Here is a 20,071-nt window from a genome sequence, read left to right on the forward strand (position 1 = left end):
CCGTTGGGTAGGAAGGCCCTGTGCCACCGTCGGAGGGAAACGCGATGACCGCTGGGGGAACGGCCGCCATCGGAATGGGCGATTCACGTCTGGGCCCGGCCGAGCGTGACGCCGCGTTGGACCGGATGACGACCGAGGAGTTCGACGTCATCGTGGTCGGTGGCGGGGTCGTCGGGGCGGGCGTCGCGCTCGACGCCGCCACCCGCGGCCTGTCGGTCGCGCTGGTCGAGGCGCGCGACTTCGCCTCGGGTACCTCGTCGCGCTCGTCGAAGCTCATCCACGGTGGCCTGCGGTACTTGGAGCAGTACAACTTCGACCTGGTCCGCGAGGCGCTGACCGAGCGCGGGCTGCTGCTCCAGCGGATCGCCCCGCACCTGGTGCGCCCGGTGCCGTTCCTGTTTCCGCTGACCCACCGGATGTGGGAACGCGGCTACGTCGGCGCCGGGATCGCGCTGTACGACGCGCTTTCGTTCTCCATGGGCAGCACCCGTGGCGTGCCGCGGCACCGGCATCTGCTGCGCAGGCAGGCCCTGCGGCTGGCGCCGTCGCTCCGCAAGGACGCGTTCGTCGGGGCGGTGCAGTACTGGGACGCCCAGATGGACGACGCGCGGTACGTGATGACCATGCTCCGCACGGCTGCCGCCTACGGTGCGCAGATCGCCTCGCGCACGCAGTGCACGGGCTTCCTGCGCGAGGGCGAGCGGGTCACCGGCGTACGGATCCGCGACCTCGAGTCCGGCACGCAGTCGAAGGTCAGGGGCAAGCAGGTCGTGAACGCGACCGGGGTCTGGACCGACGACATCCAGGAACTGGTCGGGGGCCGCGGGCAGATCCACGTCAAGGCGTCCAAGGGCATCCACCTGGTGGTGCCCCGCGACCGCATCCACTCCTCGACCGGGATCATCCTGCGCACCGAGAAGTCGGTGCTCTTCGTGATCCCCTGGGGCCGGCACTGGATCGTCGGTACGACCGACACCGCCTGGGACCTCGACAAGGCGCACCCTGCCGCGTCGAAGGTGGACATCGACTATGTCCTCGAGCACGTCAACGCGGTGCTCAACACCCCGCTGACCCACGACGACGTCGAGGGCGTCTACGCCGGCCTCCGGCCGCTGCTGTCCGGCGAGTCGGACGAGACCTCCAGGCTGTCCCGTGAGCACGTGGTCGCGCACCCCGTACCCGGCCTGGTGATCATCGCGGGCGGCAAGTTCACGACCTACCGGGTGATGGCGAAGGACGCCGTCGACGCGGTGGCGCACGGGCTCGACGGGCGGGTCGCTGAGTCGTGCACCGACCGCATCACGCTCGTCGGCGGTGAGGGCTACCAGGCGCTCTGGAACTTCAGGTACCGGCTGGCGCAGAAGTCCGGGGTGCATGTCGCCCGGATCGAGCACCTGCTCCACCGGTACGGCACCCTGATCGAGGACCTGCTCGACCTCATCCGCGAGCGGCCCGATCTCGGTGAGCCGCTGGCCGGCGCCGACGACTACCTGCGCGCCGAGATCGTCTACGCGGCCACGCACGAGGGCGCGCGGCACCTCAACGACGTCCTCGCGCGGCGCACCCGCATCTCCATCGAGACGTGGGACCGCGGCGTCGGGGTCGCCGAGGAGGCGGCGGAGCTGCTCGCGCCGGTGCTCGGCTGGACGAAGGACCAGAAGGACCGCGAGATCGAGTACTACCACAAGCGCGTCGAGGCCGAACGCGACTCACAGGCCCAGGACGGCGACCAGGAGGCCGACGCCCGCCGCCGCGGCGCCCCGGACATCGTCCCGACGCCCTGAGTTACCGGTTCAGCGAGCCCGGTACGCCGCGTCGAGCACCTCGCGGTCGGGCTCCGGCAGGCGGCGTACGGCCTCGCGGAACGTCACCCCGGAGATCACCGGGATCCGCTCGGCCACCCATGCCCGCACCCAGGCGGGATCGCGCTTCGAGAGCTCCCTGAGCACCCAGCCGAGGGCCTTGCGGATGAAGAACTCCCGTTCGCCGATCATCATGTCGCCGTACCGCGACAGGCGCGCCAGATCGGCGTCGCCCGTGCGGATGCCCGGCAGTAGCGCGAGCAGGGCCGTACGCCGTATCCAGAAGCACGGATCGGCCGCCCACCGGTCGAGGGCGGTGACCTGCGCTGGAGTCCGCAGGACGAGCGCTCCCGCCACCTTGTCGGCGAGCGCGTCGACGTACACCCAGCTGCGGGAGTCGCGCACGAGCCGTTCCACCACCCGCAGGTCGGCGGGTTCGAGCAGCCGGACCCGGCGGATCAGGACCTCGATCGCGGCCACCCGCAGCTCGTGCACCGGCGTACCGTCCTCGGCCGCCGTCCAGAGCGGCTCGGCCAGCGCGAGGATCCCGGCCCGATCCTGCTGTGCCCGCGCGGCCGCCACCGCGACCTTGCGTATGGCGGGCACGGGTACCCCGATGTGCGCGAGGTCGCTCTTCAGATAGCGCTTCTCCTGTACGGCCCGCACCGGATCCGCCTGAGCGCGGAGCTCTGCCTCGACGCGTTCGAGCACGACCGCGACCTGCGTGGGAGTCATGTCACGGCGGTGCCGTCGGGCCGGCCCACTTCCAGGCGAAGGGCGCCCTGGGCGGTGGCCGGCACCACCGGGTGGGCCGGGACGACCGGCGGGAGCCGCCGGTAGGCGGAGCCGAGCGGCGGGCGCGGGTCGGTCTGGCCCCGGTTCGGCCACAGCGACATCGCGCGTTCCGCCTGCGCCGTGATGGTCAGCGACGGGTTCACGCCGAGGTTCGCCGACACCGCCGAGCCGTCGACGACGTGCAGTCCGCCGTGCCCGTAGACCCGGTGGTAGGGGTCGATCACACCCTCGTCGGCCGACGCGCCGATGGCGCAGCCGCCGATGAAGTGCGCGGTCATCGGGATGTCGAAGAGATCCAGCCACGTGCCGCCGGCGATGCCGCCGGTCTCCTCGGCGAGCAGCCGGGTCGCCTCGTGTCCCTCCGGGATCCAGATCGGGTTGGGCTCGCCGTGCCCGCGGCCGGCCCGGATTCCCCAGCCGAGCAGACCCCTGCGCGGCCGGATGGTGATCGAGTTGTCCCGCACCTGCATGACCAGCGCGATGACCGTGCGCTCGGACCAGCCCCGGACGTTGACCAGCCGCAACAGTTCCCATGGACGGGTGACGGCGCGACCGAGGAACCTGACCCAGCGGGGCGCCGACCTGCCGCCGTCGGCGCTCGGGCCGTCGATCAGCACCGACCGGACCAGCGCCATGGCGTTCGACCCGCGGCCGTACCGCACCGGCTCGATGTGGGTGTCGTCGGTCGGATGGAACGACGAGGTGATCGCCAGCCCGCGCGAGTGGTCATCACCCTTGCGTCTCGACCGCTCCGCCCCGAGCAACGCCTCGGAGTTGGTCCGGGTCAACGCTCCCAGCCGGTCCGACAGCCCGGGCAGCCGGCCCTTGGCCTTCATCGTGTGCAACAGCCTCTGCGTGCCGTACGTCCCGGCGGCGAACACGACCTGCTCGGCGGTCAGCGTACGGCGACGCCGCAGCGGCGACGCCGTACGGACCACCTCCACCTCGTACCCGCCCGCCTCCAGCGGGCGAACCGAGGTGACCCGGGTCATCGGCAGCACCTCGGCGCCGGCTCGCTCGGCCAGGTAGAGGTAGTTCTCCGTCAGCATGTTCTTGGCGCCGTACCGGCATCCGGTCATGCACGCGCCGCATTCCACACAGCCGCGCCGCCGCGGCCCGGCGCCGCCGAAGTACGGATCGGGCGTCTCCTCGCCGGGACCCCGGCCGAAATGCACCCCCACCGGGGTGAGGGTAAAGGTGTCGCCCCGGCCCATCCGGCCCGCGATCCGCTCGATGGCCCGGTCGGCCGGGGTGGTGGTCGGATTCCGCACGACCCCGAGCATCCGCTTGGCCTGGTCGTAGTAGGGGGCCAGTTCGGCCCGCCAGTCGGTGATGTGCCGCCACTGAGGATCGTCGAAGAACGGCTGGAGCGGTTCGTACAGCGTGTTGGCGTAGACCAGCGACCCGCCGCCGACCCCCGCGCCCGCCAGCACCATGACCCTGCTGCCCCTGTCGCCGCGCACCAGGTGCAGCCGCTGGATGCCGGTCAGGCCGAGCCCCGGCGCCCACACGTAGCGGGACGCCCGCCAGGACGTCTTTGGCAGGTCCCGGTGGCGCTCCGCGGGCCCGCCGTCGGGGGAGTCGAACCGGCGGCCCGCCTCGATCACCCCGACCCGGTAGCCCTTCTCGGTCAGCCGCAACGCCGAGACGCTCCCACCGAATCCGGAACCGATGACGAGCACGTCGAAATCAGTGGTCACGCGATCACCTGAGGCGCATGCGCTTCGCGGTCTTGACCCAGCCGGCCACGAGCGACGAATAGCGCTCGAACGACATGCCGCCGGGCGGCGCGAGGCCCATGACGTGCTGGCTGGCGATCGTCTGCGGCTCGGTGTACTTCAGCATGCCCTCGGCGCCGTGCCTGCGGCCGACCCCGGACTGCTTCATCCCGCCCATCGGGGCGTCGTGCGAGCCGTACGCCGCGCCGTAGCCCTCGTTGACGTTCACCGTGCCGGCCTGGATCCGGGCGCCGATCCGGCGGCCGCGGGCCGCGTCACGGGTCCAGACCGAGGCGTTCAGCCCGTACGTCGTGTCGTTCGCCAGCGCGACGGCCTCGTCCTCGTGGGTGAACTTGTAGACGCTGACCACCGGGCCGAACGTCTCGCCACCGCACAGGTCCATGTCCGCCGTGACGCCGGTGAGCACGGTGGGCTCGTAGAACAGCGGCCCCAGATCGGGGCGCGCCTTGCCGCCGGTCAGGACGTTCGCGCCCTTCTCCCTGGCCTGCTCTACGTGCCGGGTGACGGTCTCGAGCTGACGCTGGTGCGTCAGTGAGCCCATGTCGGCGTCGAAGGTACGGTCGGCGCCGAGCTTCATCGCGCCCACCCGGTGGACGAACTTGCCGACGAAGTCGTCGTGCACCTTCGCGTGGACGTAGAGCCGCTCGATGGAGATGCACAGCTGGCCGGCGTTGGTGAAGCAGGCCCGGACCGCGCCCTCGGCGGCCTTGTCGAGGTCGGCGTCCTCGAGCACCAGCATCGGGTTCTTGCCGCCGAGCTCCAGCGAGCAGCCGATGAGCCGGTGCCCCGCCTTCTCGGCGATCGCCCGGCCACCGCGGGTCGAACCGGTGAACGCCACGTAGTCGGCGCCCTCGATGAGCGGGTCGCCGATCTCGGCGGGGTCGCCGACGACCACCTGCCAGAGGTCTTCGGGCAGGCCCAGCTCGTGCAGGAGATCCACCGCCCAGAGGGTGGACAGGCAGGTCTGGGTGTCTGGTTTGTGCACGACAGCGTTGCCCGCGATGAGCGCCGGGACGATGTCGGTGACGCCCAGGCTGAGGGGGTAGTTCCAGGGCGAGATCAGGCCGACGACGCCCTTGGGCCGGCGGAGCTCGTAGGCGCGGGTGAGCCCGGGGATGATGCCCTGGCGGCGGCGCGCTTTCAGCAGCCGCGACGCGCGCCTCGCGTAGTAGAGCGAGCACAGCGCGACGTCGAGTACCTCTTCGAAGGCGTGCTTGCGCGCCTTGCCGGTCTCGAGCTGCACGATGTCGAGGATCTCCGTGCGCCGGTCGACGATCGCGTCGACCAGTCTCAGGAACGGCTCGGTTCGCTCCCGCACCGGGCGGGCCGCCCACGCCGCCTGTGCCGTGCGCGCCCGCTCGTAGGCCTGCCGTACGTCGGCGGCGGCCGATGTACGGAACTCGGCGAGGGGCTCGCCGGTGAACGGTGCCGTGATGGTGGTCGTGCCTCCGCCGCTGGAGGCGATGCGCGATGCGAGCCGCTCGATCCGGTCGGTCGCCGGTGCCTGCTCCTGGACCCTCGGGGTTCCCATGGGGCGAGGGTACGACCGGTCGGCCACGATTCGCTACCAGTTGGTAACCAATCACTTGCAGTGATCCACATCTCAGGTACGCGGGCACCGGCCGTCACTGCCGGGCAACGGACCGGGAGCGGGCCGGCTCAGGAACGGTAGACGCCCCAGATCTTGCGCATGCGCTCGCCCTGACCGATCGAGAACTGGTTCATGCAGTTGTCGCGTGAGTAGTCCATGAAGTTGTGAATCGGATCGACGCCCGCGGCCGGGCAGGTGTCCCGGCCGGCGGCGGGGCAGCCGTTCGACGGTTCCCGCTCGTCGGGCGTGTCCGCCACCGTGTCGCCGGGGCTCTCGCAGCCGTTCTGGAAGGTGTGGTACAGGCCCAGCCAGTGCCCGACCTCGTGCGTCGCCGTGTAGCCCCGGTCGAAGTTGACGCTCGCCCCGCCGGGCAGGCTGCCGATGTGCACCACGACCCCGTCCATGGTCGGGTTCGCGGCGTACTGCCAGGGGAAGGTGGACCAGCCGAGCAACTGGTCGCCGAGGTTGGCGGTGTAGAGGTTCAGAGCTTCACCGCCGCCCTGGTGCAACTTCGTCTTGATCGCCCTCTCGTGCTCCTCGGGCTTGCCGTACCAGGACTGGTCGTCGGTTCGGGTGATGCCCTTGAGCGAGAAGCTGAAGCCGGTGTCGGCGCCGCCCATCTTCCCGCCGTAGGTGGAGTTCAGCACCGCGATCTGTTCGTTGATGGTCGCGTCGGGCAGGTTGCCCTTCGCGCCGAAGTGCAGGATGTGCACGTACACCGGGATCACGTGGGTCGCCGCGGAGGTGTTCATCTTGGCCTGCTTGCGCGCCAGGAGGTTGCTGAGCTGCCGTTCCACCTGCGCGACCTGGGCCGGGGTCAGCTCGGCGCGGTCGCGGCCGCCGTGGCCGTCATGGACGCCGGCGGGCGCCGGGGCGCCGCGCCCGATCCCCCGGGCGCTCCGCCGGCACACGTCCTCTCGGCCGGCGGGCGCGGACGCCGCCGGCGCGGTGCCGGTGACTACGGCGGGAACGGCCGGTGGTACGGCCGAAAGGACACCGGCCACGGCGAGCAGACCTGCGCGTTTCAAAAGAGACTCCAAAGGGAGTGGGGGTCTCCACAGGTACCAGATCATTACACAGTGCGACCGACTCGTCACTAATTTGGGAGGGTGGCGCGAAGTCGGGCGTCTCCGGAGTGGTCCGGGCCTGGTGACGACCTGCCACATGGGTAGGGGATCGATGCGTAAGCGCAGGCAGTGGCCTTTAGACTGGACGATCGCCCCGTATCTCCGAAAGGCATACTCGTTGTCCGTCGAGCAGTCCTTTGACACCGTCCTCGTCGTCGACTTCGGCGCGCAGTACGCGCAGCTGATCGCACGGCGGGTGCGCGAGTGCAGTGTGTTCAGCGAGATCGTGCCATCGACCATGCCGGTCGAGGAGATGCTCGCCAAGCGGCCGAAAGCGATCATCCTCTCCGGCGGCCCGTCCTCGGTCTACGAGCCGGGCGCGCCGGCCGCGCCCACGGGAATGTTCACCACCGGGGTGCCGACCCTGGGCATCTGTTACGGGTTCCAGGTCATGGCCCAGGCACTCGGCGGCCTGGTCGAGAACTCCGACGTGGCCGAGTACGGCGGCGCCGTCCTGCGCTACTCCGGCGAGGGATCGCTGCTGGCCGGGCTGCCGGCCGAACAGTCGGTGTGGATGTCCCACCGGGACTCCTGCTCGGCCGCTCCCGAGGGCTTCACCGTCACCGCCAGCACCGACGTCACGCCGGTCGCGGCGATGGAGGACCGGGCCCACGGGCTGTACGGCGTGCAGTTCCATCCAGAGGTCATGCACACCGACCACGGCATGGACGTCATGCGGCGGTTCCTCTACGAGGAGGCCGGCTGCCGGCCCAACTGGACCATGGTGAACATCGCCGAGGAGACGATCGACGCCGTACGGGCCCAGGTCGGCGACCGCCGGGTGATCTGCGCGCTGTCCGGCGGAGTCGACTCGGCGGTGGCCGGTGCGCTCGTCCAGCGCGCCGTCGGCGATCAGCTGACCTGCGTGTTCGTCGACCATGGGCTGCTGCGCAAGGGCGAGGCCGAGCAGGTCGAGAAGGACTTCGTCGCGGCCACCGGCGTCAACCTGCACGTGGTCGACGCCACCGATCGCTTCCTGTCCGCCCTCGAAGGCGTCACCGACCCCGAGGACAAGCGCAAGATCATTGGACGCGAGTTCATCCGGGTGTTCGAGGTGGCGGCCCGCGAGATCGTCGGCGAGTCGGCCGAGCCGGTCGAGTTCCTGGTGCAGGGCACCCTCTACCCCGACGTGGTCGAGTCCGGTGGCGGTACCGGTACGGCCAACATCAAGTCGCACCACAACGTCGGCGGGCTCCCAGATGATCTGCGGTTCCAGCTGGTCGAGCCGCTGCGGACCCTGTTCAAGGACGAGGTGCGGGCCCTGGGCGAGCAGCTCGGCCTGCCGGCCGAGATCGTCTGGCGGCATCCGTTCCCCGGCCCCGGCCTCGCCATCCGCATCATCGGCGCGGTCTCGAGGGACCGGCTCGACGTCCTGCGCGACGCCGACGCGATCGCCCGCGAGGAACTGTCGAGGGCCGGCCTCGACCGCGACGTCTGGCAGTTCCCCGTCGTGCTGCTGGCCGACGTCCGGTCGGTGGGAGTGCAGGGCGATGGGCGCACGTACGGTCATCCGGTGGTGCTGCGTCCGGTGACCAGCGAAGACGCGATGACCGCCGACTGGGCGCGGCTGCCCTTCGAGGTCCTGCAGAAGATCTCGACCCGCATTACCAACGAGGTCGCCGATGTCACCCGGGTCGTGGTGGACATCACCAGCAAGCCGCCCGGCACCATCGAATGGGAATAGCCTCTCGGGCCGTGTGAACGGATCCGCCGTCTGGCGGCTCGGCGGCCGATGGCCATAAGGTCGTACAAGGAGCTTACGGGAGGCATCAGTCATGGAGCTCGAGCACGAGTTCACCGTTCCGGTTCCGGTGGATCGGGCGTGGCCGACACTGCTGGACGTGGAGCGGGTGGCACCGTGCGTGCCAGGGGCAACGCTCGACTCGATCGACGGGGACGAGTTCAACGGCCGGCTCAAGGTGAGACTGGGCGCGATGACCATCACCTATCGGGGCACCGCGCGCATCGTCAAGGCCGACGAGTCGGCCCATGTCGTCACGATCGAGGGCACCGGCAAAGAGGCCCGCGGGTCCGGCACGGCGTCCGTCGCCGTGCGGGCCGAGCTGCGCCCCGAGACCGGCGACGAGACGGCGGGCGAGTCCACCCGGGTGACGGTCCACACCAAGCTCGACGTGACCGGCCGTCCGGCCCAGTTCGGCCGCAACATGCTGTCGGAGGTCGGCGGCAAGCTCATCGCCCGGTTCGCCAAGGCCCTCGCGGACGAACTCGCGGCATCGCCCCAGGGTGCCGCGGCCCCCCGGGATGCCGCGGCCCCCGCGCCCGAGGTCCCGGTGTCCGAGGCGCCGGTGTCCAAGGCTCAGGCGCCCGAGGCTGAGGCCGCCGCGCAGGTACCGGTGGCCCCCGCTCCGCCGGTGAGGCGCAGCGAGGAGGCGATCGACCTGCTCGAGGTGGCGGGCCCCTCGGTGGCCAAGCGCGTCGCGCCGGTCGCCGCCGGCGTCATCGCCGTACTCACCGTCTGGCGGGTGTTCCGTCGCCGGCGGGGGCGTCACCACCGCTGACCGCGCCGGGGGTACCGAGGGCCGTCGGCTCTGAACCTTTACCGCTTGATCACCACGAAAGCGGTGAGGTCATGCCCTGATGTGGGCAGATCTCTGGAAACGAGCTGCGGCCGATCTTGGATTCTCCGACGATCCGCCTGCTCTTTTCGTCCTCGACCGGTGGAGCCGCCCAGGCCAGGGACCAATGGAGATCGGCATGTCCCATGGGATGGGCCGCGGCTCCCGGCGCAACCTCGGGCTGCTCGGGTTGGTCGCCGCCGGATACGCGCTGGCGCAGCTCGTCCTCGGCATGCACCGCGTGTTCCTCGGCTGGGATGAGATCCTCTACGTCACGCAGTTCTCCCGTGACGTACCGCCGGGCTTCATGGACGCGCCCCGCGCCTGGGGCGTCCCGCTCATCGTGGCCCCGGTGGCCGCCATGGACGCCTCCACGGCGCTGGTGCGCGGCTATGTGATCGCGTTGTCGAGCCTCGGTGTCTTCTTCGCGTTCTGGTCGTGGCTGCGGCTGCGCGACACCGGGACGGTACCGCTCGCGGCACTCCTGCTGTGCACGTTGTGGGTGTCGGTCTTCTACGGCAACGCGGCCATGCCCAACATGTTCACCGCGTTGTGCGCCGTCGCGGCGGTCGCGCTCTTCGTCCGGGCGGGCCGGGCCGCCGAGGGTGCGGAGGCGAGATCCCGGCCGCCCGTGCGGGTGCTCGCCGGGCTGATGGCGGTGTTCGGCGTCATGTCCGCGGTGCGGCCCGTCGACACCGTGTGGATCGCCCTCCCGTTGCTCCTCACGGCATTTCCGCGTCGTCACGGGCGGATGCCCGTGCTTGGCGCGATCATCGCCGGGAGCGCGATCGGCTGGATCCCGTGGATCATCGAGGCCCAAGTGCGCTTCGGGGGTCTGCTGCCGAGGATCGCGCAGATCGCTCGGTGGAACGGCGACGGGCTGCACGTGCAGGTCGTACGCCATCTGCAGAGTTTCGGCACCGGCACGCTCCTCTGCACGTCGGCCGACGGCACCTGCGGCCGGGTCACCCTCGGCGCCGGGCTGGTCTGGCTCGTGCTGACGGCTTTCGCGGTGGTCGGGCTGCTGGCGTTGCGCGGCTCCGCGGGGCGGCCCGCGGCCCTGATCGCCGTCACGGTGGCGCTGGCCAACGCCGTTCCGTACTTCTTCTTCACCCATCTCGCCAACCCGCGCTTTCTGCTGCCCACCTACGCGCTCCTGGCGCTGCCGGCGGCGGAGGGCCTGCGATGGCTGTCGCGACGGCGGCGCCCGGGCGGCCCGGCCGCCGCGGCGGGGATCGTGACGTCGGTGGCGGTCACCCAGCTCACGATGGCTCATGGCGTGGCCCTCGAGTTGCGCGAGACGCGCCGCGAGGGGATCCAGCAGGCCCACGCGATCACCCGGCTGCCGGTTCGGCGGCCGTGTGTCATCTACGGCACCAACGCGGCGCAGATCGCCTACCTCACGCAGTGCCGCTACTGGCGGCGCTATGTCCACGGGGTGCCGCGCCGAGCCGCCACCCGTGAGATCGAGCCGATCCTCGACCGGATGCGGGCGCGTGGCCTCCACGTCGTGGTGGTCACCCGGAGCAGGAGAAGCCGTGACTTCCCGGCCGGCTGGCGGCACGTGCGCCTGCGTCCCGACCGCGGCTGGCACGCCCATCTTCCGCCCCCGTGACCGCGGTGGGAATCCGGCGATCGGCCCCGGCGATCCTCGCGGGCGCGGCACTGCCCGAACGCGTACGGTAACGCGTAGTCACATTCGGTGGCCATCGGGGGGTGGGTGGCGAAGTGGACGCGGTCGCGATCGAGCGTGCCGCCGGCTGCGAGGACCGGCACTGGTGGCACCGCGAGCGTCGTGCGGTCATCGCGCGGGAACTGCGCAGGTTGGGCGAACCGGGCCGGGCAATCGACATCGGCGCGGGCGGCGGCGGGAACACTCGTGTGCTGCTCGACCACGGCTGGCAGGCGGTCGCCGTCGACTGCTGCGAGGCCGCCGTCGAGATCGCCCGGCGGCGGGGCCTGGAGGCGTACCGCTCGGATCCGCGATTTCTTCCCGTGGCCACGGCGGAGTACGACTTCGTCCTGGCGTTGAACGTTCTGGAGCATGCCGAGGACGATCAGGCCGTGGCCGACGAGATCGCCCGGGTGCTGCGGCCGGACGGCCGGGCCCTCATCGCGGTCCCGGCCGATCCCGCGCTGTGGTCGACCCACGACCTCTCACTCGGCCGGGTCCGCCGCTACACGAGGGAGGCGCTGGCGGACGTGGTCCACGGAGCCGGTCTGCTGGTCGAGCGGATGTGGAGCTGGAACGTACTGCTCCGCCCGGTGGTGAGCCGCCGGCGGCGGGACTCGGTCGGCTGTGACCTCGGCACGCCGTCCCCCGTGCTCAACGGCGCGCTGAGCGCCGTCATCAGGTTGGAGCGCTACCTGCCGGTGGCGTCGTTTCCGGGCGTCACGCTGATGGCCGGAGTCCGTCGTCCGCGCGGCGGCGGGCACGTCACCGGCCGCCGACCACGGTGAGCGGGCGTCGCTGCGACGCCGCCTCCCTCGACGCGGCGAGCTCGTCGAGGACGCGCTGGCAGTCCCTCGTCTGCAGCAGGAGCTTGTAGATGATCACAAGTTCGAGGATCAGGAGCGGGGCGCCGGCACCGATCGTCACCGCGAAGATGGCACCGCCGCCGGCCACGGCGGCGACCAGGGGCGCGATGATGAACGCCGCCATCTGGAACTCGATACCGCTGATCAGGTGGGTGCGCACCCGGTGCCGCAGCATGAACACCCGGACCCCGCGGTACCAGGGGAAACGTGAGTTGAATTCGCGGTGCAGGTCGACCACCCGCTCCTCGGCCGGGGCGGGCTCCTCCAGATCCGGGTCCGGTTCGGGCCGCTGCCTGAGGGTGTCCTCGACGTAGCTGAGCTGCTCGTCGCTGAGCCTCGGCTGGGGCGCGACGATCCCGTTGGTCAGTTCCAGTGCCTCGTGCTCGCGCACCGCGGCCCTGATGCGCTTGCGCATCAGCCGCCGGGCCTTCGAGACCTGTGCCGAGTTGAGATAGCGCAGGACGTCCAGGCAGATGATCGCGAAGCCGAGGTACAGGTAGGCCACCTGTCCGGTCACGATGTACTGGCCGACGGTCAGCGTGAGAGCGCAGCAGACGACGCGGGCTTGGTCGAACATGAAGTCCAGCCACAGCCCGAACAGCGTGCCGCTGCGCTTCAGCCGGGCGATCTTCCCGTCGCAGCAGTCGAGCACGAAGCTCAGGTGGTAGAAGAGCGCCCCGAGGGCCAGCCAGCCCGGGGACGCCAGTGCGAAGCAGCCGGCCGAGACCGCGCCGAGGACGATGGAGCCCACGGTGATCTGGTTCGGGGTGATCGACGTGCGGTTGGCCAGGAACCGCGTCAACCGGATCGCGATGGGGTCGACCAGGAAGACGGTCCACCACGCGTCGCGCTTCTTGCGGACGGCTCGCACGTCGTCCAGGGAAAAGGTCACCATGGGGCCAAGCATCCTCACTGTGCGTAGCCCCGCGAAGGGGCAAGGGCATCACCGTGTGCTTTCATGAGGCAGCCTTTACCGCTCACGGCGCCTTTTCAGCAGGCCTCTCAGCCGGCGCTCCGGCCGGCGTTCGCGGCGGCCGGGGCGCTGAAAGGCCAGCCAGTCGCCGTACTCCAACGCCTCGTCGGCGTCGACTTCCGGATCGGAGCGCACGAGCTCCTCGAGTTCGTTGAGTGTCAAGCGCGTCATGCCCACATGGTGCACACGAAGCGTGACCGCCCCCATGCACATCGCATCCAACTCACCAATGCCTGCCCCAGACTTGACCCTGGGCGGCCGTCCGGGGTGCTCAGGATGAAGGCGCCGAAGACGACGATCCCCCGTGCGCCGCGGCCGCCCGCTACAGGAGCGGGCGGCCGGCGTGGCGGAAACGGGCCTCGGTTACGGAGCACCCGCCGCGGTGGCGAGCGCACGGGCGGTGAGCACCCGGGCCAGGTGCCTGCGGTACTCCGCCGAGCCGTGCAGGTCCGCGGGCGGGTCCGTGCCCTCGGCGGCGGCGCCCGCCGCGGACCGGAAGGCGTCGAGCGACACCGGGCCGCCGGCCACGGCGGTCTCGACCGCGTGCGCGCGCACGGGACGGGACGCCATGTTGGTGAGCGCGATCCGGGCCTCGGCCACGGTGCCGTTCGAGCGGCGCACGGCGCACGCGACCCCGACGATCGCCCAGGCCTGGGCCGTCCGGTGGAACTTCTCGTAGTGGCAGCCCCACCCCTCACCGAGCTTGGGCACCCGTACCCCGGTGAGCAGCTCATCGGGCTCCAGCGCCGACGTCAGCAGGTCGACGAAGAAGTCCGCCGCGGGGATCTCTCGGATGCCCCGGGGGGACCGGGCCACGAACACCGCGTCCAGCGCCAGCGTCACGGCGGGCAGATCGCCTGCCGGGTCGGCGTGCACGAGCGAACCGCCGAAGGTGCCGCGATGCCGTACCGCCGGATCGGCGACGGTCGCGGTGGCCTGGGCCAGCAGCGGCGCGTGCGCGTGCACCAACGGGTCCCTCACCACATCGTGGTGCGTCGTCATGGCCCCGATGAACAGTGCGTCGCCGTCATCTCGGACCCCGCGCAGCTCCGCCACCCGATCGAGGTCGATCAGCGCCTCGGGGTAGGCGAGCCGCAGGCGCATCAACGGCAGCAGGCTCTGCCCGCCGGCCAGCACCTTCGCGTCCTCGCCGGCCTCGGCCAGCGAGGCCACGGCCTCGTCCACGGACTCCGGCCGCACATATCCGAACTGAGCCGGGATCATGGGTTACCTCCCGAAGTCGATCCGAGTCCGCCGCCCGCGCCCTGTGTGATCGCCAGCCAGACCCGCTCCGGCGTGCACGGCATCGGTACGTCGTGGACGCCGTGCGGGCGGAGCGCGTCAACGATCGCGTTGACCACCGCGGGGGTCGACGCGATGGTGCCGGCCTCGCCGACGCCCTTCACCCCGAGCGGGTTCGTGGTGGCCGGCGACTCCGTACGGTCGGTGGTGAACGCCGGCAGGTCGGCCGCCGACGGCACCAGGTAGTCGGCGAGCGTCGTGGTGGTGAGGTTGCCCGCCTCGTCGTAGACCGCCTCCTCGTACAGTGCCTGGGCGATGCCCTGCGCGAGCCCGCCGTGCACCTGGCCCTCGACGATCAGCGGGTTGACGACCTTCCCGACGTCGTCGACCGCCACATAGGAGCGCAGCCGCACGAACCCGGTCTCGGTGTCCACCTCGGCGGCGCACAGGTGCGTGCCGTGCGGGAACGAGAAGTCGTCCGGGTCGAACGTTGCGTCGGAGTCCAGTGACGGTTCGACGCCGTCCGGCAGATCGTGCGCGGCGAACACGGCCAGGGCGACCTCCTGCATCGTCTTGGCCTGGTCGCGCACGCCTCGTACGGAGAACCGGCCACCCTCGAACTCGATGTCCTGCTCGGCGGCCTCGAGCAGGTGCGCCGCCACCGTACGAGCCTTGTCGACGACCTTCAGGCAGGCGTTGTGCAGGGCGATCCCGCCGACCGCCAGCGACCGGGAGCCATAGGTGTCCATGCCCTTCGGCGCGACCTGGGTGTCGCCGTGCAGCACCCGGATGTCCTCGAACGGCACGCCCAGCGCGTCCGCGGCGATCTGAGCCCACGCGGTCTCGTGACCCTGGCCGTGCGCCGAACTGCCCGTCACCACCTCGACCTTGCCGGTCGGCAGCATCCGCACCGAGGCGTGCTCCCAGCCGCCCGCGCCGTACGACAGTGAGCCGAGAACGCGGGACGGCGCGAGCCCGCACATCTCGGTGAAGGTCGAGACGCCGATTCCGAGTTGCACGGGGTCGCCGCGGTCCCGGCGGTCGGCCTGTTCGGCGCGCAGCCGGTCGTACTCGAACAGGATCTGCGCCCGCTCGGTGGCCGCCTCGTAGTTCCCGGAGTCGTAGGTGAGGCCGGCGATCGTGTCGTAGGGGAACTCCTCGTGCCGGATCCAGTTGCGTCGCCGTACCTCGATCGGGTCCAGGCCGACCTCGGCGGCGAGCTCGTCCATGAGCCGCTCGATGGCGTAGGTCGCCTCAGGCCGCCCCGCGCCCCGGTAGGCGTCGGTCGGGGTCTTGGTGGTGAAGACGCCCGTGCAGGTGAAGGAGTAGGCGTCCATCTTGTAGATGCCGTTGAACATGAACGCGCCGAGCAACGGGATGCCCGGGGTGACCAGCATGAGGTAGGCGCCCATGTCGGCGAGCAGGTCGACCTTCAGGCCGCGGATCCTGCCGTCGCGCTCTGCGGCGAGCGTCAGCCGCTGGATCTGGTCGCGGCCATGGTGGGTCGCCATCGTTCCCTCGCTGCGGGACTCGGTCCACTTGACCGGCCGGCCGAGCCGCCTGGCCAGCAGAAGGCAGAGCACCTCCTCGGCGTAGACCTGCAGTTTCGACCCGAAGCCGCCTCCGACGTCCGGCGCGATCACCCTGATCTGGTGCTCGGCGATGCCGGTGACCATGGCGAGCATGACCCGCAGGACGTGCGGGATCTGGGTGGCCGACCAGAGCCGGAACTCGTCACCGAAGGGCTCGCAGACCACCGCCCGCGGCTCCATCGCGGCCGGGATCAGGCGCTGCTGGACGTACCGGCGCTCGAGCACGACCGGCGCGTCACGGAACGCCGCGTCGAGGTCGCCGTTCTCGAACACCCACTGGTAGGACCGGTTGGTGCCGTGTTCACTGTGCACGACGGGGCTGCCCTCTCGCAGCGCCTCCTCCATGTCGAGCACCGGCTCGAGCGGCTCGTAGTCGACGTCGATGGACTCGAGCGCGTCGGCGGCGGCGTAGCGGTCGCGGGCGACCACGCAGGCCACCGCCTCACCGACGTGCCGGACCTCGCTCACCGCGAGCGCGGGGTGGGCCGGGATGATGATGTCCTCGGTCACCGGCCACGCGCACGGCAGGCTGCCCTGCTCGTCGGCGAAGTCCTGCCCGCTGAACACCGCGATCACCCCGGGCTGCCCCTTGGCGGCCTCGACGTCGACCCGCGTGATGCGGGCGTGGGCGTACGGGCTGCGCAGGAAGGCCACGTGGCACATACCGGGCAACTGGATGTTGTCGGTCCATTGCGTCCGGCCCGTGATCAGCCGGGCGTCCTCCGAGCGCTTTCGGGCGGAGCCGATCTCGCCCGGTGCCGTGCTTTGTACGGGCGCGGTCATGACGCCGCCTCCCGCTCCGGTGCCTGGCGCATCTCCTCGGCTGCTGCGCGCACGGCCCGCACGATGTTCTGGTAGCCGGTGCAGCGGCACAGGTTGCCTTCGAGGCCCTCCCGGACCTCCTCGTCGGTCGGATCGGCGTTGTCGCGCAACAGGTCGATCGAAGCCATGATCATGCCGGGGGTGCAGAAGCCGCACTGCAGTGCGTGTTCCTGGTGGAACGCCCGCTGCATCGGATGCAGCTCGCCCCCGATGCCGAGTCCCTCGACCGTGACGACCTGATGGCCGTCGGCCTGGACGGCGAGCACGGAGCAACTCTTCACGCTCATGCCATCGAGGAGCACCGTGCAGGCTCCGCAGTTGGTGGTGTCACAGCCGATCGGGGTTCCGACCTTTCCCAATCGGTCGCGCAGATAGTGGATGAGCAGAAGGCGCGGTTCGACGTCGTCCTCGTACGTCACACCGTCGACCTCGACCTTGACGCGCGGCATGTGTCCTCCATTCGGGTGCGTCTCCGGGGGTGGTTCGTCGGCAGCCGAAGACGCCGCGTGGAGGACCGCGGGATGGTTGCGACAATCGGGGTAGTACGGACATATATGCACCTCCGTCGCTGGAGGGGCGGCTCTTTGAACGTATGCCTTGGTTGAAGCGTGTGCCAGACCCGAATCGACACCTGTTTCAGGATATTTCGCGGGCGAGGCAGGCGGCCGGCGGCCCTACGGCCCGTCGGTGACTCGACCGGTCGCCAGGCCGCGATCCCGCAGCCGGGACCCCTCCCCATCGGCCCGGGCCGGTCGAGGGCGCCGCCGCGCTGGCGGCGTGCCGCCCCGGCTCCCGTTCGCTCGTCCCGCAGAAGAGCGGAGGACGTGTCGATCTCAACCCGGGGCAGAGCTACCGCACCAAGGGCGGCACGTGCATCGTGTGGGCGACCGGCCGCGAAGCGACCGTGCACGAGGCCGGGCAGGTGGACGGGGTGCCGGAACGCCGTGTTCGAACTCGCAGATCCCAGCACCAGAATCGGGGTCCGTACGGACGGAAAGCAGATCACCGGGATACGGGTCTTCCCCGAGGCCTTGGCGCTGAACAGATCCGATATGGAGGGCTTCATACCGGCGAAAGACCTTTATTACATGCCGGTATTACATGCCGGTCGGGTGTGACAAAGTCCCCGTTGGAGTCATCGATCAGCATATCTAGACCGGCGTAACCCGCGTGAGCCCGTTTCGTCGACGCATGGGCTCACGCGCGGTGCGCGTCCGCCGGGTGGCTTCGATGACATGCCGCTGCGGCCCGTGCCGTCATTCCAGTGCTCGCCGTCATTCCAGTCCTCGCATATGGTCGAGAAGGCATCGCTCGAGAACGCTGATCGCCCAGGGCGGGGTGACGGGTTCGGCGGGCACCCGATAGGTGTGGCCGAGGATGCTGGTCCAGACCGTGTCGTCGTAGCGGTTGCGGTGAACCTTCCAGCCGGCGTCTTTGAGGTCATGGCAGTGCGTGCATTCGGCGTCGAGGTTGCCGACCTCGGTAGGGCCGCCATGGGCGTGGGGGATGCGGTGGTCGATCTCCGATCGGCTGGCGGGGACACGGCATCCGGGGCCCCGGCAGGTGCGATCTCGTGCGATCACGAAGGCCCGTTGGCGTGAGGTCGGGAACCGCCGCCTGTCCCGCCCGTTCCGGGCGCGTCGCCCGGCCGCACGGCGAACCGCGGCCCGGCCGGTCCCGTTTCGGCCGGCCCGGTCCCGGCCGCCCGCATTCTCCCTGGCCGACTCGCTGCCCGAGGTCGGGCCGCCGGCATCCTGTTCGGCCTGGTCCCGCGCGGCCTCGTCGGCCTCGTGGTGACCCGAATCGGCGTGATGATCCCAATCGGCGCCCTTCGCCCCGGCCGGACCCGTTGTCGTTCTGCCCGGCCCGGCCCCGTTCGGTGGAGACCCGGGTGGGCCGGTGCTGCCTGGACGGGCTTCGCTCGGTCGGGTGCTGCTCCGCTCCTTCTTGTGCGTCTTGGTCTTGGTCGTACGGGCTCCACCTCGCCCCTCCGTCGCTGCCGCGGTGGGGCCTCGCCCGATTGTCTCGCCGGGCGTGGTCCCATCGCTGTGCAGTGTGGGCGGCCGGGTGGTGCCGTGGTAGAGGAGGGCTCCGGTGAGCGGGTGCGTGATGCTGTACCGCCAGATGGTGTCGGTGTCCGGGTCCGCGGCCCGAGCCGCGGCGATCTGACGCGCGATATCGGCGATGACCGGCCCCCACCCGGAGAGGTCACCGGCCCGTTCCGCCAGGCCCATCAGGGTCGGCAGGTCAGCGGTCAGTTCGATCACACCGCGTCGGTGGACCGGGGATGGGCCTTGCCAGGTGCCCGCGATCAATCCGAGGTAGATGTCGGCGCGAATGTGGTCCATCGGCCGGCTGTCGCCGCTCCGTTTGGCCGCACGTGCCAGCGCGTCCAGACGTTCATCGGCCGCGGCGGCCTGGTCCACCGGCAGATTGCACCCGGACAGGAAGGCGCTGCCGTCGGGATTGGTCCCGCGCACGACCTTCCGCTCTTTCACGGCCTCTTCATGGCGGCGCTGTGCCGCCTCGGGGTCGGCCTCGGCGATGAGGCGACGCAGCCGGTAGGCCAGTTGGCCCGTGGTCAGGCCCGGTGCCTCTGGCAGGATCTGCCCGATCACCAGATGGGCGATGTGGTCGTCGACGGCGTTGGTGCCCTCGACGATCACCCGTGTCTTTGGCGCATCGATCGAACCCGCCCGAAGGGCCGCCCAAACCTGTGGCAGCCGCTCGATCAGCAGCCTCGCCTCCTGCAGCCGTGATCGTGCGGTGCGCTTGGTCCAGGTCAACGCTGCCGCGATCTCGGCCGCCGCGAGCCCGTCGATATCGGAGTTCCACACCCACGACACACCCGAACTCTCGACGGCCACGCACTCGGCCACCGCCATCAGATCCGCCGCGAGCTCGGCCTGATCGAACGCCAGCTGCCGCCCCCGCGCCTGCAAGACCACCACCAGATCGAATCCGCATAGCCGCGACCGATCGACCGACGACAGGGCCGCCGCCAGCTCGGGCCCCGGCGACATCTCCGCCAGCCCCTCTGGCAGGGCTTGCCCCGACTCGCGCTCGATCATACGTTCGAATTTATCACAATGAGTAATCGATTGGAAGCCCATTGTGTTGATCCGGCCGACTGGACTACAGCCCGATGAACGCAGTGTGCGGAGCACTACTGGAGGTCCCGGTAGCAATCGCCGGTCTGAGGGTTTGTCCCAGTCGGCGCCGCCAAACGATCTTCTCCGGCTATTTCTGTCCGCATGTCACAGATGGCCGGGGC

The 20,071-nt window shown here is 70.5% G+C and carries 15 protein-coding genes; 5 read left to right on the top strand and 10 right to left on the bottom strand.

Going from position 1 to position 20,071, the window contains the following annotated elements; translation table 11 throughout:
* Nucleotides 1–74: 74 nt before the first annotated feature.
* On the top strand, nt 75–1,784 hold the full coding sequence (gene glpD, locus HKK74_RS03680; protein WP_187241942.1) for a glycerol-3-phosphate dehydrogenase: 1,710 nt from the start codon (nt 75–77) through the stop codon (nt 1,782–1,784).
* A gap of 9 nt (nt 1,785–1,793) precedes the next feature.
* Here the strand turns inward: glpD and HKK74_RS03685 are convergent, their stop codons facing one another.
* The 4 genes from HKK74_RS03685 to HKK74_RS03700 all read right to left on the bottom strand — a co-directional run bounded on the left by HKK74_RS03685 (nt 1,794) and on the right by HKK74_RS03700 (nt 6,955).
* Entirely contained in the window at nt 1,794–2,537 is a 744-nt protein-coding gene (locus HKK74_RS03685) for a DNA alkylation repair protein (RefSeq protein ID WP_187241616.1), read from the bottom strand.
* Nucleotides 2,534–4,297: a GMC oxidoreductase gene (locus tag HKK74_RS03690; protein WP_187241617.1), complete on the bottom strand. Its 1,764-nt coding sequence runs from the start codon at nt 4,295–4,297 to the stop codon at nt 2,534–2,536. The genes HKK74_RS03685 and HKK74_RS03690 overlap by 4 nt, the downstream gene beginning before the upstream one ends.
* A 4-nt stretch (nt 4,298–4,301) precedes the next feature.
* Nucleotides 4,302–5,867 (bottom strand): succinic semialdehyde dehydrogenase, encoded by a 1,566-nt coding sequence (locus tag HKK74_RS03695; RefSeq protein WP_187241618.1) that lies wholly within the window; start codon nt 5,865–5,867, stop codon nt 4,302–4,304.
* 128 nt (nt 5,868–5,995) lie between these two features.
* The gene (locus HKK74_RS03700) at nt 5,996–6,955 is read right to left on the bottom strand and encodes a zinc metalloprotease (protein WP_187241619.1); all 960 of its coding nucleotides are present in this window, start codon (nt 6,953–6,955) and stop codon (nt 5,996–5,998) included.
* Between the two features lie 217 nt (nt 6,956–7,172).
* Here HKK74_RS03700 and guaA point away from each other — a divergent pair, with 217 nt between their 5' ends.
* From guaA to HKK74_RS03720, 4 genes are all read left to right on the top strand, one after another.
* On the top strand, nt 7,173–8,738 hold the full coding sequence (gene guaA / locus HKK74_RS03705) for a glutamine-hydrolyzing GMP synthase (protein WP_376771504.1): 1,566 nt from the start codon (nt 7,173–7,175) through the stop codon (nt 8,736–8,738).
* A gap of 91 nt (nt 8,739–8,829) precedes the next feature.
* Nucleotides 8,830–9,573, top strand: a complete 744-nt coding sequence (locus tag HKK74_RS03710) for an SRPBCC family protein (RefSeq protein ID WP_187241621.1) — start codon at nt 8,830–8,832, stop codon at nt 9,571–9,573.
* A gap of 196 nt (nt 9,574–9,769) precedes the next feature.
* Nucleotides 9,770–11,245 carry a hypothetical protein gene (locus HKK74_RS03715; RefSeq protein ID WP_187241622.1) on the top strand — a complete coding sequence of 492 codons (1,476 nt, stop codon included), beginning with the start codon at nt 9,770–9,772 and terminating at the stop codon, nt 11,243–11,245.
* A gap of 101 nt (nt 11,246–11,346) precedes the next feature.
* The gene (locus HKK74_RS03720) at nt 11,347–12,090 is read left to right on the top strand and encodes a class I SAM-dependent methyltransferase (RefSeq protein WP_312881218.1); all 744 of its coding nucleotides are present in this window, start codon (nt 11,347–11,349) and stop codon (nt 12,088–12,090) included.
* Here HKK74_RS03720 and HKK74_RS03725 read toward each other — a convergent pair.
* The 6 genes from HKK74_RS03725 to HKK74_RS38950 form a co-directional block, all read right to left on the bottom strand.
* The gene (locus HKK74_RS03725; RefSeq protein ID WP_187241623.1) at nt 12,068–13,063 is read right to left on the bottom strand and encodes a CDP-alcohol phosphatidyltransferase family protein; all 996 of its coding nucleotides are present in this window, start codon (nt 13,061–13,063) and stop codon (nt 12,068–12,070) included. The two genes, HKK74_RS03720 and HKK74_RS03725, sit on opposite strands and share 23 nt — an antisense overlap.
* A 75-nt stretch (nt 13,064–13,138) precedes the next feature.
* Entirely contained in the window at nt 13,139–13,312 is a 174-nt protein-coding gene (locus HKK74_RS03730; RefSeq protein WP_187241624.1) for a hypothetical protein, read from the bottom strand.
* A 192-nt stretch (nt 13,313–13,504) separates the two neighbouring features.
* Nucleotides 13,505–14,365 (bottom strand): FAD binding domain-containing protein, encoded by an 861-nt coding sequence (locus HKK74_RS03735; protein ID WP_187241625.1) that lies wholly within the window; start codon nt 14,363–14,365, stop codon nt 13,505–13,507.
* Nucleotides 14,362–16,758, bottom strand: coding sequence for a xanthine dehydrogenase family protein molybdopterin-binding subunit (locus tag HKK74_RS03740; protein ID WP_187241626.1), 2,397 nt, complete (start codon nt 16,756–16,758; stop codon nt 14,362–14,364). Before HKK74_RS03740 ends, HKK74_RS03735 begins: the two co-directional genes overlap by 4 nt.
* Nucleotides 16,755–17,246, bottom strand: coding sequence for a (2Fe-2S)-binding protein (locus HKK74_RS03745; protein ID WP_187241627.1), 492 nt, complete (start codon nt 17,244–17,246; stop codon nt 16,755–16,757). Before HKK74_RS03745 ends, HKK74_RS03740 begins: the two co-directional genes overlap by 4 nt.
* An 825-nt stretch (nt 17,247–18,071) precedes the next feature.
* Nucleotides 18,072–19,868: a DUF222 domain-containing protein gene (locus HKK74_RS38950; protein WP_222721835.1), complete on the bottom strand. Its 1,797-nt coding sequence runs from the start codon at nt 19,866–19,868 to the stop codon at nt 18,072–18,074.
* Nucleotides 19,869–20,071 lie beyond the last annotated feature (203 nt).

Source organism: Actinomadura alba (genome assembly GCF_014323705.1).
Lineage (GTDB): Bacteria > Actinomycetota > Actinomycetes > Streptosporangiales > Streptosporangiaceae > Actinomadura_C > Actinomadura_C alba.

Bases quoted from the DNA above. Each gene is read 5' to 3' on its own strand.
- glpD (WP_187241942.1), top strand. From the start codon at position 75: ATGGGCGATTCACGTCTGGGCCCGGCCGAGCGTGACGCCGCGTTGGAC.
- HKK74_RS03685 (WP_187241616.1), bottom strand. From the start codon at position 2,537: ATGACTCCCACGCAGGTCGCGGTCGTGCTCGAACGCGTCGAGGCAGAG.
- HKK74_RS03695 (WP_187241618.1), bottom strand. From the start codon at position 5,867: ATGGGAACCCCGAGGGTCCAGGAGCAGGCACCGGCGACCGACCGGATC.
- HKK74_RS03710 (WP_187241621.1), top strand. From the start codon at position 8,830: ATGGAGCTCGAGCACGAGTTCACCGTTCCGGTTCCGGTGGATCGGGCG.
- HKK74_RS03715 (WP_187241622.1), top strand. From the start codon at position 9,770: ATGTCCCATGGGATGGGCCGCGGCTCCCGGCGCAACCTCGGGCTGCTC.
- HKK74_RS03725 (WP_187241623.1), bottom strand. From the start codon at position 13,063: ATGGTGACCTTTTCCCTGGACGACGTGCGAGCCGTCCGCAAGAAGCGC.
- HKK74_RS03730 (WP_187241624.1), bottom strand. From the start codon at position 13,312: ATGACGCGCTTGACACTCAACGAACTCGAGGAGCTCGTGCGCTCCGAT.
- HKK74_RS03735 (WP_187241625.1), bottom strand. From the start codon at position 14,365: ATGATCCCGGCTCAGTTCGGATATGTGCGGCCGGAGTCCGTGGACGAG.
- HKK74_RS03740 (WP_187241626.1), bottom strand. From the start codon at position 16,758: ATGACCGCGCCCGTACAAAGCACGGCACCGGGCGAGATCGGCTCCGCC.
- HKK74_RS03745 (WP_187241627.1), bottom strand. From the start codon at position 17,246: ATGCCGCGCGTCAAGGTCGAGGTCGACGGTGTGACGTACGAGGACGAC.
- HKK74_RS38950 (WP_222721835.1), bottom strand. From the start codon at position 19,868: ATGATCGAGCGCGAGTCGGGGCAAGCCCTGCCAGAGGGGCTGGCGGAG.